This is a genomic window from Paenibacillus sp. J22P218 (genome assembly GCF_056269195.1).
Genome location: NZ_JBWDNL010000007.1, coordinates 139,919 through 155,455, shown reverse-complemented (window position 1 = coordinate 155,455; position 15,537 = coordinate 139,919). Strand labels below are relative to the sequence as shown.

At 49.6% G+C, this 15,537-nt stretch carries 12 protein-coding genes; 11 read left to right on the top strand and 1 reads right to left on the bottom strand.

The annotated features are described in order from the left end of the window. Positions 1-44 precede the first annotated feature (44 nt). The 7 genes from AC0YN0_RS26550 (at position 45) to AC0YN0_RS26520 (ending at position 9,612) form a co-directional block, all read left to right on the top strand. The gene (locus AC0YN0_RS26550) at positions 45-1,799 is read left to right on the top strand and encodes a sensor histidine kinase (protein WP_475823977.1); all 1,755 of its coding nucleotides are present in this window, start codon (positions 45-47) and stop codon (positions 1,797-1,799) included. Beyond that, the gene (locus tag AC0YN0_RS26545) at positions 1,796-3,391 is read left to right on the top strand and encodes a response regulator (RefSeq protein ID WP_475823976.1); all 1,596 of its coding nucleotides are present in this window, start codon (positions 1,796-1,798) and stop codon (positions 3,389-3,391) included. The genes AC0YN0_RS26550 and AC0YN0_RS26545 overlap by 4 nt, the downstream gene beginning before the upstream one ends. A 162-nt stretch (positions 3,392-3,553) precedes the next feature. Then, positions 3,554-4,405 (top strand): SDR family NAD(P)-dependent oxidoreductase, encoded by an 852-nt coding sequence (locus AC0YN0_RS26540; RefSeq protein WP_475823975.1) that lies wholly within the window; start codon positions 3,554-3,556, stop codon positions 4,403-4,405. Positions 4,406-4,438: 33 nt separating this feature from the next. After that, on the top strand, positions 4,439-6,034 hold the full coding sequence (locus AC0YN0_RS26535) for a GH35 family beta-galactosidase (RefSeq protein WP_475823974.1): 1,596 nt from the start codon (positions 4,439-4,441) through the stop codon (positions 6,032-6,034). Between the two features lie 127 nt (positions 6,035-6,161). Beyond that, positions 6,162-6,377, top strand: a complete 216-nt coding sequence (locus AC0YN0_RS26530) for a hypothetical protein (protein WP_442049599.1) — start codon at positions 6,162-6,164, stop codon at positions 6,375-6,377. A gap of 51 nt (positions 6,378-6,428) precedes the next feature. After that, positions 6,429-7,187: an SDR family oxidoreductase gene (locus tag AC0YN0_RS26525; protein ID WP_475823973.1), complete on the top strand. Its 759-nt coding sequence runs from the start codon at positions 6,429-6,431 to the stop codon at positions 7,185-7,187. A gap of 115 nt (positions 7,188-7,302) precedes the next feature. Further along, positions 7,303-9,612, top strand: coding sequence for a glycoside hydrolase family 2 protein (locus tag AC0YN0_RS26520; protein WP_475823972.1), 2,310 nt, complete (start codon positions 7,303-7,305; stop codon positions 9,610-9,612). A gap of 129 nt (positions 9,613-9,741) precedes the next feature. Here the strand turns inward: AC0YN0_RS26520 and AC0YN0_RS26515 are convergent, their stop codons facing one another. Next, the gene (locus tag AC0YN0_RS26515) at positions 9,742-10,902 is read right to left on the bottom strand and encodes an ROK family protein (protein ID WP_475823971.1); all 1,161 of its coding nucleotides are present in this window, start codon (positions 10,900-10,902) and stop codon (positions 9,742-9,744) included. Positions 10,903-11,142: 240 nt separating this feature from the next. On the opposite strand from AC0YN0_RS26515, the gene AC0YN0_RS26510 reads away from it, so the two are divergent. The 4 genes from AC0YN0_RS26510 to AC0YN0_RS26495 are packed head-to-tail and all read left to right on the top strand — an operon-like array spanning position 11,143 to position 15,537. Next, complete coding sequence (locus tag AC0YN0_RS26510) at positions 11,143-12,411, top strand: nickel pincer cofactor-dependent isomerase, group 22 (protein ID WP_475823970.1); 1,269 nt, start codon at positions 11,143-11,145, stop codon at positions 12,409-12,411. 21 nt (positions 12,412-12,432) lie between these two features. Further along, positions 12,433-13,203, top strand: coding sequence for an SDR family oxidoreductase (locus AC0YN0_RS26505; RefSeq protein WP_475823969.1), 771 nt, complete (start codon positions 12,433-12,435; stop codon positions 13,201-13,203). Between the two features lie 15 nt (positions 13,204-13,218). Beyond that, positions 13,219-14,022, top strand: a complete 804-nt coding sequence (gene larE, locus AC0YN0_RS26500) for an ATP-dependent sacrificial sulfur transferase LarE (protein WP_475823968.1) — start codon at positions 13,219-13,221, stop codon at positions 14,020-14,022. Between the two features lie 45 nt (positions 14,023-14,067). After that, positions 14,068-15,537 (top strand): gluconokinase, encoded by a 1,470-nt coding sequence (locus tag AC0YN0_RS26495; RefSeq protein WP_475823967.1) that lies wholly within the window; start codon positions 14,068-14,070, stop codon positions 15,535-15,537.

Sequence of the window (15,537 nt, the reverse complement as noted above, 5' to 3'; positions counted from 1 at the left end):
TCATTTCGTATAAGATGGAGGAAACGGATTAAGGAGCCAGGAGCATGAAGATAAACGGATTGTTGCGGCAACGGGGTTCCCTGAATTTCAAGTTGATCTTAAGCGTGCTGATCATGACGGGACCGCTGCTTGGCATGCTGATATATAACAACTTTTATGCCATTGATGTCGTTAGGGAACAGGTCGCGGATTCGTATAAAAACATGCTGACTCTGTATATGAACCAGATCGATTCCGGATTAAACGATGTGGATGCCTATCTGAACTCCATGTTATCGGGCATTGATTTGGTTTCTCTTGATCAGGCCGAATCGGATGCGGATTATTACAGTTCGAAGGTGTATTTGTTTAATAAATTGAGCAAGGATATTCCTTTATACGATTCCTTAAGTTCTTTTTTCGTTTATGCGGATAAAAGGCAGGAGCTTATGGATGTGAATAAGACGCAAAATTTAACGTTTGAGGAAAAGGATCACATTCAAGAGTATGTCTCCGATCTGATCCAATCCGGCAGCATTCCGGGTAATTCAACGCAAAGATGGCATTACGCCCGGATTGGGCAAAACGATTATTTCATCGATATCGTCCGATCCGGCAGCGTGTATTTAGGCGGCTTGGTGAGAACCGACCAAGTACTGGCGCCCCTCCAATCTCTACAGATCGGAGAAGGGGGGAGCGTATTGCTTGCGAATGACGAAGGAGAACCGATTACGGACACGGAGCTTGTCGACGAGAACGAAATTCGGTTGCACCAAAGCGAAGGCGACTATTATTTGACCGGTTCCGACCGGAAATATTTGATCGTCGATTCGGCTTCCGTCAGAGGCAACTTCAAGCTGGTTGCCGTCATACCGGATCACCACATCTTGGATAGACTGCCTTATTTGCAAGGTATCATATGGTTCATTACCGCATCTTCCCTGCTTTTTATCCCGATGGGACTATATTCCATCAGACAGGCCATACTTGTGCCGTTATACAGGGTCCTTATCTCGATGAAGAAGGTCAGAAGCGGGGATTGGAGCGTTAGGGTTAACATGCAAAAGGGCGGTTCGGAGGAGTTCAGAATACTCGGAGAATCGTTCAACTCCATGATGACGGAAATCGAAACGCTTCGCGTCAACGTTTATGAAGAACAGCTAAACAAGCAGAAGGAAGAGCTGCAGCGGCTGCAGTTGCAGGTTAACCCACACTTTTTCCTAAATTCGCTTAATATCGTTTACAATTTGGCTAAGGTCAAAAATTATGAATTGACGATGAAATTGACGCGGTCATTAGTTCACTATTTTCGTTACATGTTTAGAAGCAATACGACATTCGTCCCTTTGAAGGATGAGCTGGAGCACACCCGCAACTACTTGGGAATTCAAGCGTTGCGTTTTCCGGAGAAACTGAAGTGGTCCATTGAAGCTCCCGACTACTTGACGGATACGCCGATTCCTCCACTCGTCATTCAGTCGTTCGTCGAGAATTCGATTAAACACGCGGTTACGATGGACAGGCTCGTCCATATTTCCGTAAGGATCGACTTTCTGGACGAAAACAGCGAAACCTGGGTGCGAATCAGCATTAAAGACACGGGCAGCGGATTCGGCAAAGAGGTGCTTCGCGAGCTGCAGGCGGGCAGAAGCGTCGAAAACGAACGAGGAGAGCATACCGGAATATGGAACGTTCATCGACGTCTGAATTTATTGTATGGAGATTCGGTATCCATTCGTTTCGCTAACGATTCGGAAAGCGGCGGCGCGACTGTATTCATTATTATCCCGATTAATCCCCTGATGGAGGTAAAGCAATGAATGATCACTTGCTCATCGTCGACGACGAAATTCATGCCATTGAGGGCGTTAAGGCGGATCTCGATTTGCCAAAACTCGGAATCTCGGAGCTATATACCGCCAATAATATTAGGCAAGCGAAAGAATGGTTTGAAAGCGCAAGAATCGATATTCTGTTATGCGATATCGAGATGCCGCAAGGGAACGGTCTGGAATTGCTGACCTGGGTAAGGGAGCATTATCCGCACACGGTCACGATATTTCTAACGAGCCATGCCGACTTCAAATACGCGAGAGAAGCGCTAACGCTTGGCAGTCTAGACTATTTGCTTAAGCCGGTGCTGGCGGAGGAGCTGGAGATCGCGATTCGAAAGGCTCAGGCCGTAATCGACAAGAACAGCGAAAACACCCGTAACGTCAAATTCCATCAATTGTGGCAGAAGCATCAATCGTTCATCATCGAACGCTTCTGGTTGGATCTGATCCATCATTCAATCCCCAGCCATCAAGCTGCGATCCGGGAGCAGGTCGAGCAGCATCATATCCCTATTACGGAGGATTCGGTGTTCTTTCCGATCTTGATTTCCATCCAGCGCTGGAACAAAGAAATGAAGCGCAGAGACGAGAAAATTTTGGAATACGCGCTTAAAAATGCCGCTGAAGAGATGCTTATCGGGAGCCACGATAACGGAATCTGTTTTCAGCTCGACAGAGGGTTGCTGCTCGTGATCCTGATGTCGGAAAGGGACATCCCCTGGAACGAGGAAAGAATAAGGGAAGCCGCGGGTCTTTATGTGGAGTCTTGTCATCGCTATTTCTATTGCAACCAATCCTGTTATTTGGGACGTTCCGCGGAAGCGCATGAGATGGCCGGAATGGTCGCGGCGCTACGGGAGCGTGATCGGAACAACGTTGCATACTTCAATCGAGTACTGCCTCTCGACCGTGCTGTGCAAGCGGATTACCCGGCTGAGCTGCCTGAACTCGGCGCTGTGTCTTCTTTATTGAAGTCAGGTACGAAGGAAGCCGTCAAACACGAAGTAGAGAAATACATCGACAAACTCGTGAGCAACCATGAGATCAATGCGGAAACGCTGCATCAATTTAATCAAAATTTTATCCAGGTTCTGTATACGTTTCTGAACACGAATGGCATACAGGCTCACCAGTTATTCGGGGATGAACTGTCAAGACGCTTATCGGAGCTGGCTGGGCGTTCCGTTACCGATATGATTGCCTGGGTTCATCATGCCGTCAACAAAGCCATGTATCAAGCGGATGCGGTCAAGGAAAACGATACGGTCGTTCTAACCGTTAAACGGTACATTGTGCTCAACATGGATCAAGACTTGTCGAGAGAGACGATCGCTGAACAGGTGTATTTGAATCCTGATTATTTATCCAGAATTTTCAAAAAAGAAACGGGATACTCCATTTCGGATTACGTCCTATTGGAAAGGATAAATAAAGCGAAGGAACTGCTGCTCCAAACGAGCGTGTCCGTCAGCACCGTCGCTTCTTCGGTCGGATACACGAACTTCTCCCACTTTGCAAAAATATTCAAAAAATATGTAGGAACAGGGCCGACGGAATTTCGTAATCAGCCCGGTTAACCAAGGAAGAGGCTGTCGCTTAATGCGGCAGCCTCTTTTTCTTAGGCGTCAGCCGTTTACGATTGGTCGTGAAAGTGTTATTCAGCATGTCGTCTAACCGTTAGTCCTCCCAAGAGCGAGAAGATATGATGAAACAAAGGACGAAAGGGGATGGATAAATACATGAATGACAAGCTGGGCACAAGACGTCCGATCGCTGTTCTAACGGCTTCTTATTCCGGCATCGGAATCGAATTGAGCAAGCGGCTTGCCGGCGCCGGCTATGACCTGGTTGTCATTAACAGGAGCTCCGATCGTGCGATCCGGCAGCTGCGTGATCTTCAAGTCTTTGCTCCTTCGGTGTCCGTGCAATTGATTCAAGCCGATTTATCGAATCATCAGGACATACGGAGGGCCGCCGAGCAGGTAGCGAGAACTCATGAATTTATCGATCTCCTCATCCATAATGCAGGTGTCGTAACGGAGCGACTCGAGCTATCCGTTCAAGGCAACGATCTCCATTACGAAGTGAATACGTTCGCCCCGTATTTGTTGACCGAGCTGCTGCGGCCGCAATTAGCGTCCGCGAACAATGCCGTCGTCGTGGCCGTCGGTTCAAGCGGGATGAGAATGGCGCGCAATTTTGATCCTCAAGGACTGCGCAAGCCCAATAAGTTCAGGAGGTTCCAGCCTTACTCTCATACGAAACTGGCAACAGCCGCGGCATTCCATGCGATGGCAGGCGATTATGCGAAGGATGGGATAACTCTTCGGATTGCCGATCCGGGGCCAACCCGCACGCCGATGTCTCTTGGCGGAGCGATGCCTGTATGGTTCCGGTTGATTCGCTGGTACTTCGTCCCGCCTGAGAAGGGCGCCGATCGCATATTCGAAGCGGCAACCTCGCCGGCCGATGACGGCCGGAGCGGAATGTACTTCGAGCTTGGACGACCTGCCGCTCTTCCTCGTCTTGCAAGAGATATCGCTGTGCAGCAAGAGTTGTTGGCGATTCTTCGCGGGATGGCGGAGTCGTAAATACCATTAATCTACATGAAGAGGGGAATTTACATGTTGAATCAAGTGATGCAAAGAAAAGAACATCTGCTAGTCGATCAAGGAAGACCGTTTATTATGTTGGCGGGAGAAGTCCATAATTCAAGCTCATCATCGGCTGAATATATGGAACCCATCTGGGAAAAAGCTGTCAAGCTCGGCCTGAACAGTTTATTGTTGCCCGTGACTTGGGAAATGGTTGAACCCGAAGAAGGCGTATTCGATTTCAGACTGGTGGACGAGCTAATCGGCCAGGCGAGAAGGCATGGGATGAGAATTGGCTTCTTGTGGTTTGGCGCCTGGAAAAACGCGCAGTGCTATTATGCTCCTTCATGGGTCAAGACGGATATGGAACGCTTCCAAAGAGCAGAAGTCGAGAAAGGCAAGAAGAAGACCAATTTAAAGGATTTCCATGGGATGTCCTATACGACATTGTCCTATCTTTGCGAAGCAACGAATGCGGCTGATGCCAAAGCGTTTCGGGAATTGATGTTGCATATCAAACAAGTGGACGAAAAAGAGCAGACGGTTATTATGATTCAGGTGGAGAACGAACCGGGGCTGCAAGGGGCGGCGAGAGAACACTCCGATGCGGCCGACGCCTTGTTTGAAGCGGATGTCCCGCAGCTGTTCGTCGATTATATGAATACGCAAATCGGGACCATGGCCTCGGATGTGCGCCAGGCCGTCGAGAATGGCGCGAAGAGCGGTAACTGGCAGGCGGTGTTCGGAGATGTAGCGGAGGAGGTATTCAGTGCGTATCACGTTGCAAGTTATATAGATAAAGTAGCTGCTGCCGGCAAGGAGATTTATTCCCTGCCTATGATGGCCAACTGCTGGTTGGACAAAGGTCAGAAGGCCGGAAAGTATCCGAGCGGCGGCCCGGTATCTCGGGTGATGGAAGTGTGGAAATACTGCGCGCCTCATGTGGATGTAATCGCACCGGATATTTATGTACAAAATTTCTGCGACGTGTGCGACGAGTACGTCAAGTTGAATAATCCTCTCTTTATTCCAGAGACGGCGACCCATAGCTACGCAGGCCCGAGGCTCGTTTATGTGGTTGGGCATTATCATGCGTTGGGATTTGCACCGTTCGGTTTTGAAGATATGGGAGAACCGTTCACTGCCATTGACAGCTATCTGTTCGGCGTGGATGTTTCCGATCCCATGTTGAACACACCGCAAAACGTAGAGGAATACGCATGGTATAACAAAACGATTAACAGCATGATGCCGTTATTGACGGAAAAATACGGAACATCGGATTTGCAGGCCGCGATCGTCGAGCGTCCGGAACGGGACATGTTGATGTTCGGGGAGTATGGCTTCAAAGTAATGATGAATATGCCCCTTTTGACTCGGAAAGACGGGGTGTGCCTTGTGCTGAAGAGGGCCGCAGACGAGTTTTATATCATTGCCAACGGCTGTGCCGTCTTCCCGTTCTCCGCAAATCCGGCAAAGCCTAACGTAGATATTTTATCGCTGGAGGAAGGTCGTTTTGAACAAGGGAATTGGCAAATGACTCGGAGGCTGAATGGGGACGAGGTTGCGATCATGCGGTATGAGAAGCCTACGTTGCTGAAAATCAAATTGTTCGCCTACCAATAAAGAAGGCGCAGAAGTCGTGAAAGTGTCATTCGAGATGTCGTCTAACCGTTAGTCCGGCTTGGATCAAAGGGATATCATTATAGTTAGCAAGCAAACTATCGCATGACTTAAGGAGGTGAATACGACAATGAAATTCGATCAAAATTCCAAAGTAGGAGATTTGTTGGCGAATGATGCGGCGAAAGCCGTGGTGGACAAGCATCTCCCTGGATTTTCGACTAATCCGATGACCGGAATGGCTGGAGGGTTCTCGCTAAGCCAATTGGCAGCATTCCCTCAAGCAGGCGTGTCTGCGGAAACACTGGCACTCATCGTTGCCGATTTGGCTGCTATTGAACAATAAATGATAAATAATCGGGTATTTCGATGTGTCGGAACTAAGGAGGTTGAATAGATGAAACTTAAGGGTAAAGTAGCGATCGTCACGGGAGCGGCATCGGGGATGGGCAAAGCAATCGCGGAGCTCTTCGCCGAAGAAGGCGCGAAAGTGGTCGTTTCCGATGTGAACGTCGATAATGCCGGCAAAGTGGTCGAGGGAATCGAAGCGAAAGGCGGAACGGCTATCGCGGCGGCAACGAATGTATCCGTCGAAGAAGACGTTCAGCGCTTGATCGACACTACGGTTCAAACGTACGGAACGGTGGACATTCTTGTCAACAATGCCGGCATCATGGACAATTTCGTTCCTGCGGGGGACTTGACGGACGAGCTATGGGACAAGGTGTTCGCCGTGAACACGACTGGTCCGATGCGGACGACGCGGAAAGTTCTTCCTATCTTCATCGGCCAGAAGAAAGGCGTCATCGTGAATATCGCTTCGGCCGGCGGCTTGTTCGGTTCCCGGGCGGGCGCTGCCTATACCGCTTCGAAGCATGCCGTCGTCGGATTTACGAAGAACGTCGGTTTCCAGTATGCGACGCACGGCATTCGCTGCAATGCGATCGCGCCAGGCGCGGTCGCTACGAATATCGCAATGTCCTTAACGGCACCGAATCTGTTCGGCGCGGAGCGCGCGCAGATCGGAATGGGCATCAACCCAGGCTTAGGTCAACCGGAAGATATTGCGAAGGTTGCACTGTTCCTGGCTTCCGACGATTCCAGCTTTGTCAACGGCACGACAGTTACCGCGGATGCGGGCTGGACGGCCTATTAAACGAGGAACATCGTTCCCCTTAACGAAGGCAGGCGCGGAATCCGCTTCTGTATCGTAAGGGGATTTTTTTCAAATAGAAGAAAGTAGAGACAGAGTCTCTGAAGGAGCGAATCGAATGAGAAAGATCAGTCCGATCAATGATGCATGGCGTTTTATACGTAATAATAAAGAGCTGGCTGAAACCGTATCTTTCCAAGACGACCATTGGAGCGTGGTGCGTCTCCCGCACACCTGGAATGCGGTCGACGGGGCGAACGGATATGAATATTACCAAGGCGCGTGCTGGTACAGAAAGGAGCTCGTCCTTGATTCTTCCGATGAGGGAAGGATAGTATTTATCGAATTTAACGGTTCTAATAGCATAACCGATGTTTATGTGAACGGACGGCATGCGGGTCAGCACAAAGGCGGTTACTCCACCTTCAGGTTCGACATTACAGAGGGCCTTACTTTCGGATCGAAGAACGTGATCGCCGTTAAGGTCGATAATACGGTCGTGGACGACGTATATCCTCAGAAAGCGGACTTTACTTTCTATGGCGGCATTTACCGCGACGTCAACATCATTGTAACGAATCCGGTTCATTTCGACGCGATGGATTACGGTTCGAGCGGCGTTTATATCGTGCAGGAACAGGTGTCGAAAGAAAAGGCCCATCTCAAAATCGATTCCAGATTGGTAAATGACAGCGACGAAGAGAAAAAGGTTAGACTTTGGGCAAATATTGCGGATGCAGATGGAGGCAGCGTAACTTATGCTGCCAAGGAAGTCGTCTTGGCCGCAGGCGAGGCAAGAACGGAAACGCTGGCTTGCGTTATCGACAATCCGATTCTTTGGCACGGAAGAAAAAATCCCTATATGTATCAGGCAACGGTTTCAATGACTAGCTTTAACGATACGGTGGATGAAATCGCGATTCCGTTCGGCGTTAGGTACTTTCATGTCGACTCCGAGAAAGGTTTCTTCTTGAACGGCGAGCATTTGCCTTTGCATGGCGTATCGAGACACCAGGACAGAAAAGATATGGGCTGGGCTATAACGGAACAAGAGCAGGTCGAAGACATGGAGTTGATTAAAGAAATCGGTGCGACTTCGCTTCGGCTCGCCCACTACCAGCACAGCCAAACCTTTTACGATTTGTGCGACAAGGAAGGCATGGTCGTATGGGCGGAAATACCTTTCATTTCGATTATGTCTCAGAACGAAGTGGAAGGGATTAATGCCAAGCAGCAGATGCTGGAACTGATCAAACAAAACTTCAATCACCCTTCGATCATATTCTGGGGGCTGCAAAATGAAATCCAAATCGGCGGAGAGCGTCCGGAGGTTAGGAGGCTCGTTAAAGAGTTAAACGAATTGACCAAAAAAGAAGACCCTACAAGGCTGACGACGATGGCCAACGTTCTATTCGTCGACGAGCGAGACGAATTCAACCGCATGACGGACGTGGTCGGCTACAATAAGTATTACGGCTGGTATCACGGCAAGACAGAAGATTTTGATCCGTGGATAGACAAGTTCCATGAGATCAATCCCGACAGACCGCTATGTATTTCCGAATACGGCGTAGAAGGGATCGTGCAATACCACAGCGCTGAGCCCAAGGTGAAGGACTACACGGAAGAATACCACGCGCTGTATCATGAGGTCGCTTGGAAAATTTTCGAGAAAAAACCGTTCCTTTGGGCAACGTATGTATGGAATATGTTTGATTTTGGAGCCAATATAAGGGACGAGGGCGGAGTCAAAGGACGGAATAACAAAGGGCTGGTCACCTACGATAGAAAGATTAAGAAGGATGCTTTCTATATGTACAAAGCCCATTGGTCCGACGAGAAATTCGTCCATATTACGAGCAAGCGCTTTGTGGACCGGGCGGAGGACAGCATACAGGTTAAAGTCTATTCAAATTGCAATAAGGTTACGCTTTATTCGAATGGCGAAGAGCTGCAATCTATATCGAGTGAAGAGAAGGTCTTTGTCTTCGAGAATGTCGTGCTGGCAGAGGGCGTGAATGAAATCCGTGCAGTGGCAAGTGAAGATCTTGTAACCTATCAAGATGTTGCTCGGTTTAGTAAGGTGGAAGAAGCGAATGCAAGTTATGAGGCGCCGCAGGTTGCGGACCAAGGGAAAGAAGCCAAAAACTGGTTCGAGCTCCCCGAAACGAGCAAGGAAGAATTAGCGGAGTTACAGATTACAGACGATGTGTATTCCACCCGTTGCACCTTTAAAGAGTTGTTCGCGAATAAAGATGCGGAAATAGTCCTGAATAAGTTTATTGGAGAAGGTTTCAGGGACGTGCCGCAATACCCCATGATGCAAGGCTTTACGATTGACATGCTGGCAGGCATGGCGCCGGAAAATTTCCCTGACAAGCTCTTATTCGCCATTAATAAAGAACTCACCATTATTAAAAAAGTGTAGTTTTGAATCGAAGGCTGAAGCACTTTAATCGGTTTCGGACGAATCGAGTTTCGTCAAGGGGACGGTGTATTAAGGAGAACAAAGGTCTTGGCTAGGGCCAAGGCCTTTGTTCTGTTCAATCCAAATGATCTAACCTTGGCGTAAATTCAAAGTGGGGACTTGGAGAAATTTCTGGATCGCAAGGGCGCATGCACCAAGTACGCAAGACTGCTTTCCGGTTGCGGATAGTTCCATTTCGCGGTAATGACTGATTCGGGAATGCATATGTTGACGGATCTCCCCCAAAGAATTCGGGTAAAGGCGCAATAACTCGCTATCCAGCACGATGATCTCGGGATTGTAGATGTTGATAATGTTATTTAACCCGATGGACAGATAGTAAATATACGTCTTCATGGCTTCATGGACTTCGGTATCGCCTTCCTTTAGCCAACGATCTATTTGTTCATATGTAACAGCTGCGCCGTGCTTATCCGCTCTTAATTGCCCAAAGACACTTGCTTCGGAAGCGTATTTCTCCCAGCAGCCTTTATTGCCGCAACTGCATGGGTGACCGTCCGGAACGATAATCATATGGCCGATCTCGCCGGCAAAACCGTCTTGCCCGCGGAAGAAAGCATGGTTAATCATCATTCCTAAGCCAATGCCTGAGTATAACGTAACGCATAGCAAATTATCCGTTTCGTGATGGAAAAAAGTACGCTCCGCGAACGCACTCAGATTAGCGTTGTTCTCCAGGTGCACCACGACCCCAAGCGTCTTCTCGAGATCGTTTTTTAACGCTACGTCATGCCAATCGAACGAGGGAATGTAGTGAATGACTTCTTCAGTCGATACGAGACCGTGAACGCCGATAACGATTCCGACAATACCATACCTGCAGGATGCATACCGTTCCTGGTAGGATCGAATCGAAGTAAGGAGCAGGTTTAAAATGTCCTCATACAATGTCGATTCAAGCGGAATCGTATCCGTTGCTACGATCGAGCCTTGCAGATTGGCAACTGCGAACGTGACCCGTCCAACCTCCAAATCGATACCAAGCGCATAACCGGCCTCCGCATGGATCGAAAGCATGATGGGCTTGCGTCCGACGAGGTTGTATTCCATGTTCTTCTCTATAAGCAGTTCTTCATCCAGCAGATCGGAGACCTGGGCCGAAATGGTTGCTCGTGTTAAGGCGGTTGCCTTGGATAGTTCAGCTCGGGAGATCATTCCTTCTTGCAAAATATGTTTCATAATCAAGGAACGGTTCATTTTTTTGATATAGGATGCATCACCAGTAACCATCAATACATAATCCTCCAAATCCGAACGAATAGATAAGCTATCATATAGTATAACATGGAGCATGAAAAACCTACGACTAAAGGCAAAAGATAGAATTGACAATGATTTTGAGGGTTGATACATTATTACTATAATTAATTAGTTTAGTAAACGAATTAATTATGAACGCATAATAATCAGACGTCAATAACGATAAGATCAAACGTAAGTTAAGCGGACTAGAAAAGGAGCGAGATCATAATGGGGATTCTTCAGGAGCTTGTGAAAGATATTCCGATACCGAAAATGGCGAAGGTTAAAGTGAATTTCGACGAGACCCGTATCGATGATTTGGCCAATGAGTTGCTGCCAAAACTGCAGCGCGAGGCTATTGCCGGAAAAGTAAAGCCTGGCATGGAAATCGCGATTGCAGTCGGAAGCAGAGGACTCGACAGACTCGCGGAGATAACGGCCGTTACCGTGAAGTTTCTGCAAGACGCCGGCGCGAAGCCGTTCATCGTACCTAGCATGGGCAGTCATGGCGGCGCGACGGCGGAGGGACAGCGCGAGGTGCTGGCGCATCTTGGTATTACAAAGGAGACGGTAGGCTGCGAGATCCGGTCATCGATGGAGGTCGTCAAGATTGGCGAGCTGCCTAACGGATTACCCGTATATGTCGATCAGTTCGCCGCTGCCGCAGACGGAATGGTTGTCATTAATCGAATCAAGCCTCATACGGCGTTCCGAGGCGAGGTGGAGAGCGGCATGATGAAGATGATAAGCATAGGGCTTGGCAAGCAAAAAGGAGCGGAAGCTTGCCACCAGCTCGGATTTAAATATATGGCCGAGAACGTACCGGCAATGGCCAAGATGATTATGGAGCACAAACCGTTCTTATTTGGCGTCGCCTCGGTCGAAAATGCGTTCGATAAAGTGGCGCTTATCGAAACGATGACTCCTGAGGAAATTGTGGAAAACGAGCCTGCGCTGCTCGTTCAGGCCAAGGCGCTGCTGCCTAAGCTTTATTTTGACCAGCTTGATGTTCTCATTATCGATCAGATCGGAAAAAACATTAGCGGAGACGGCATGGATCCGAACATTACAGGACGTTATCCGACGCCGTACGCGCATGGCGGACCTGACGTGAACAAAATGGCGGTACTGGATGTGACCCATCAGAGCGAAGGCAACGCCAACGGCGTTGGAACGGCCGATTTCACGACGCAACGGCTGGTAGACAAAATGGACCGCGAGAAAACGTATGCGAACGGCTTGACGTCCACAGTGGTCGCGCCGACGAAGATTGCAACGACTTTGCCGAATGACAGAGAGACGATTCAGGCGTCCATCAAGACCTGCAATATTTTGCATTTTGAACAAGTGAGAATGGTACGGATCAAAAACACGTTGGAGCTTGGCGTGATCGAAGTATCCGAAGCGCTGCTGGACGACGTGCGACGTCATCCCAAGATGGAAATCGTCCAGGATTTATACGAACTGCCTTTCGATAACGAAGGCAACTTATTTTAACGGTAGCGGGGGAGATAGGTAATGGTTAATTTGTTTGATTTGACGGGAAAGACGGCGGTTGTAGTGGGAGGCAACGGCGTGCTTGGTTCTTCTATGGCGGCAGGCTTGGCTGCTCACGGGGCGCATGTTGCAATCGTTGGGCGGAACTATGACAAAGCGAAATCGGTGGCTGAAGAAATAGTCGTCGCCGGAGGTAGCGCAAAAGCTTTTCAAGCCGATGTCGGTTCCAAAGAATCGCTCCGCGAATTGTCCTCGGAGATCGATGCGTGGACCGGAGGCTGCGATATTCTGGTTAACGCGCCAGGGAAGAACAGTCCTACGCCGTTCTTTGAACTGGAAATGGAGGAGTGGGACGACATTATGGACGTAAATCTGAAGGGCATCGTCCTTACCTGCCAAATTTTCGCCAAACGCATGATTGAGCAAGGACGGAGAGGTAGCATTATTAACATCTCGTCGGTTTCGTCGACAACGCCATTATCCAAAGTTTTCACGTATTCCGTTTCCAAAGCGGGCTTGAACAGCGTAACGCAATTTCTAGCTCGCGAGTTTGCGGAGCAGGGGATAAGGGTAAACGCGATTATACCTGGATTTTTCCCAGCGGAACAGAATCGGAAAATATTAAGCGAGGAGCGCGTCGCCTCCATTATGAGACATACGCCGATGAACCGGTTCGGTACGCCGGAGGAGCTGCAAGGGGCGGCGGTTTGGCTCGCGTCGGACAAAGCATCGGGTTTTGTCACCGGAACGCTCGTGCGCGTGGACGGCGGCTTCGGCAGCATGACGATTTAGAGAGGGGACTATAAAGTGATTAAGGATAAATATGCTGCCCTGCAAGAGATCCTGCGCGAGATGGGGTCCGTCGTCGTTGCTTTCTCGGGTGGCGTTGACAGCACGTTCCTGCTGAAGGCTGCCGTGGAAACGTTAGGCGCGCAGCACGTTCTGGCTGTAACCGCCGATTCCGAGACCTATCCGACAAGCGAACTGAAAGAAGCAGAGCAACTGGCGGACCTAATCGGAGTACGACACGAGATCATTTCGACCTCTGAGCTGGCAATTCCCGGATACGCGGAGAACAATAAAAACCGTTGCTACTTCTGCAAAAGCAGCCTCTTCGACCATTTGCTTCCTTTGCTCGAAGAGAGGGGCTTCGCCAATATCGTTTACGGAGTCATCGCCGACGATATGAATGAGCACCGCCCGGGCATGCAGGCCGCCAAAGAAAGGGGCATTCGAGGACCGCTGCTGGAAGCCGGCTTATACAAGCAGGAGATTCGGGAGCTGTCCAGCGCGTTCGGGCTGCCGACGTGGGATAAGCCTTCTTTCGCCTGCCTGTCGTCTCGAATCGCTTACGGCGAGACTATTACGAATGAAAAGCTGCAAAAGGTGGAGCGGGCCGAGGCTTATTTGAAATCGCTTCGGATTCGTCAAGTTCGTGTGAGAACGCATCAAGAAATTGCCCGAATTGAAGTAGAACCCGGGGATATGGCGGTGGTTCTGTCCAACCACGAGGCAATCGTCGAGCGTTTGCAGGCATATGGCTATAAGTTCGTCACTTTGGATCTGCTTGGCTACCGGAGCGGCAGCATGAACAAGTCGCTTAACCTGTAAGCCGAATCCACACTCGATGATTTTGTCAAAAAGGAAGGTAATCGCATGTCTACTTATGTTATGGGACTCGATATCGGAACGACGAGCGTGAAGGCATGCCTTTTCGATCGAATCGGAAATCTCGTCTCCCATGGGGAACGGATGATTGTTACACAATATCCACAGCAGGGATGGGCACAGCAGGATGCCGCCGAAATTGAGCAGTTGGCGGTTCAAGCCGTAAGGGAAGCGGTTAGCAAGGCGGCGATAAACAGAGAACAGCTTAATGCGATCGGCTTCTCTGCCGCCATGCACTCGCTAGTGCCTGTGAACGAGCAAGGACTGCCATTATCCCCCGCATACATTTGGGCGGACGGCCGAGGAACGGAGCAAGCCGATCGGATGACGGATGAGAAACGCAGCCGTCTGTATGCGAAGACAGGCACGCCAATCCATCCGATGACGCCTTTCATGAAGCTGCTATGGATGAAAGAGGAGCATGACGAAGCGTACCTTCAGGCTTCGTACTTTATGTCAATTAAGGAATATGTCATTCATTGCTGGTTCGGCAAACGAATAATCGATTATTCGATGGCATCGGCTACCGGCCTGTTCAATCCTTCCTCCTTAGAGTGGGATGAGGAATTGCTCGAGCTCGCCGGGATTACTGCAGATCAGCTGTCGGAGATTGTACCTCCAACGAATTTATTGGGAGATCTTAAGGCAGATGTCGCTGTACAAATGGGACTATCGCCATCGATCTCCTTCGTAATCGGAGCTGCCGACGGCCAGCTATCCAATCTGGGAACCGGTGCGCTCTTGCCAGGCGAGGTGGCTGTAACGGTCGGAACGAGCGGAGCGATCCGGCAATTCGCTCGTGAAGCGAAAGTCAGTCAAAGCGGTGAGACGTTTTGTTATTCGTTCACGAACGATTCTTATATTATAGGCGGACCAACGAATAACGGAGGCATCGCTCTGCAGTGGTTGAAGCAGTTGCTGAACAACTCTAGCAGCTACGAAAGCTTCCTTGCCGAGGCGGACCAATCTCCTCCGGGGGCCGAAGGTCTGCTATTCCTGCCCTACATTAACGGCGAACGGGCTCCGCTTTGGAATCAAAGAGCGAAAGGCAATTTCTTCGGCATGACGATGACGCATGCGAAAGCGCATTATGTAAGAGCCGTTCTGGAAGGCATTACGTTCAATCTCTATCAAATCGGTCGGGCGCTGGAGAGGCTGGCAGGACCTCCGAAGCAAATATACGTGAGCGGCGGCTTGGCCCGTTCACCGATTTGGCTTCAGATGATGGCAGACGTATTTAACGCCGCGATCTACGTGTCGGAGAACCATCACAGCGCAGCATGGGGAGCAGCTTGGACGGCATTGGTTGCGTTGGGGGAAGAAGAACGGTTCGAGGATATTAAAAACAATATTCCGATGGGAGAGGCCGTTCTTCCTATTGGTGAGAACAGCCAGAAGTACAAAGAGATTTACGGGCGATACGAGGAATTGGCAGCCCGCATTGCGCCTTTATTCTAA

Excerpts from the sequence above, each read along its gene's own strand:
- AC0YN0_RS26495 (WP_475823967.1), top strand. The coding sequence starts at position 14,068 with ATGTCTACTTATGTTATGGGACTCGATATCGGAACGACGAGCGTGAAG.
- AC0YN0_RS26540 (WP_475823975.1), top strand. The coding sequence starts at position 3,554 with ATGAATGACAAGCTGGGCACAAGACGTCCGATCGCTGTTCTAACGGCT.
- AC0YN0_RS26535 (WP_475823974.1), top strand. The coding sequence starts at position 4,439 with ATGTTGAATCAAGTGATGCAAAGAAAAGAACATCTGCTAGTCGATCAA.
- AC0YN0_RS26515 (WP_475823971.1), bottom strand. The coding sequence starts at position 10,902 with ATGGTTACTGGTGATGCATCCTATATCAAAAAAATGAACCGTTCCTTG.
- AC0YN0_RS26505 (WP_475823969.1), top strand. The coding sequence starts at position 12,433 with ATGGTTAATTTGTTTGATTTGACGGGAAAGACGGCGGTTGTAGTGGGA.
- AC0YN0_RS26545 (WP_475823976.1), top strand. The coding sequence starts at position 1,796 with ATGAATGATCACTTGCTCATCGTCGACGACGAAATTCATGCCATTGAG.
- AC0YN0_RS26530 (WP_442049599.1), top strand. The coding sequence starts at position 6,162 with ATGAAATTCGATCAAAATTCCAAAGTAGGAGATTTGTTGGCGAATGAT.
- AC0YN0_RS26520 (WP_475823972.1), top strand. The coding sequence starts at position 7,303 with ATGAGAAAGATCAGTCCGATCAATGATGCATGGCGTTTTATACGTAAT.
- AC0YN0_RS26550 (WP_475823977.1), top strand. The coding sequence starts at position 45 with ATGAAGATAAACGGATTGTTGCGGCAACGGGGTTCCCTGAATTTCAAG.
- AC0YN0_RS26525 (WP_475823973.1), top strand. The coding sequence starts at position 6,429 with ATGAAACTTAAGGGTAAAGTAGCGATCGTCACGGGAGCGGCATCGGGG.
- AC0YN0_RS26510 (WP_475823970.1), top strand. The coding sequence starts at position 11,143 with ATGGGGATTCTTCAGGAGCTTGTGAAAGATATTCCGATACCGAAAATG.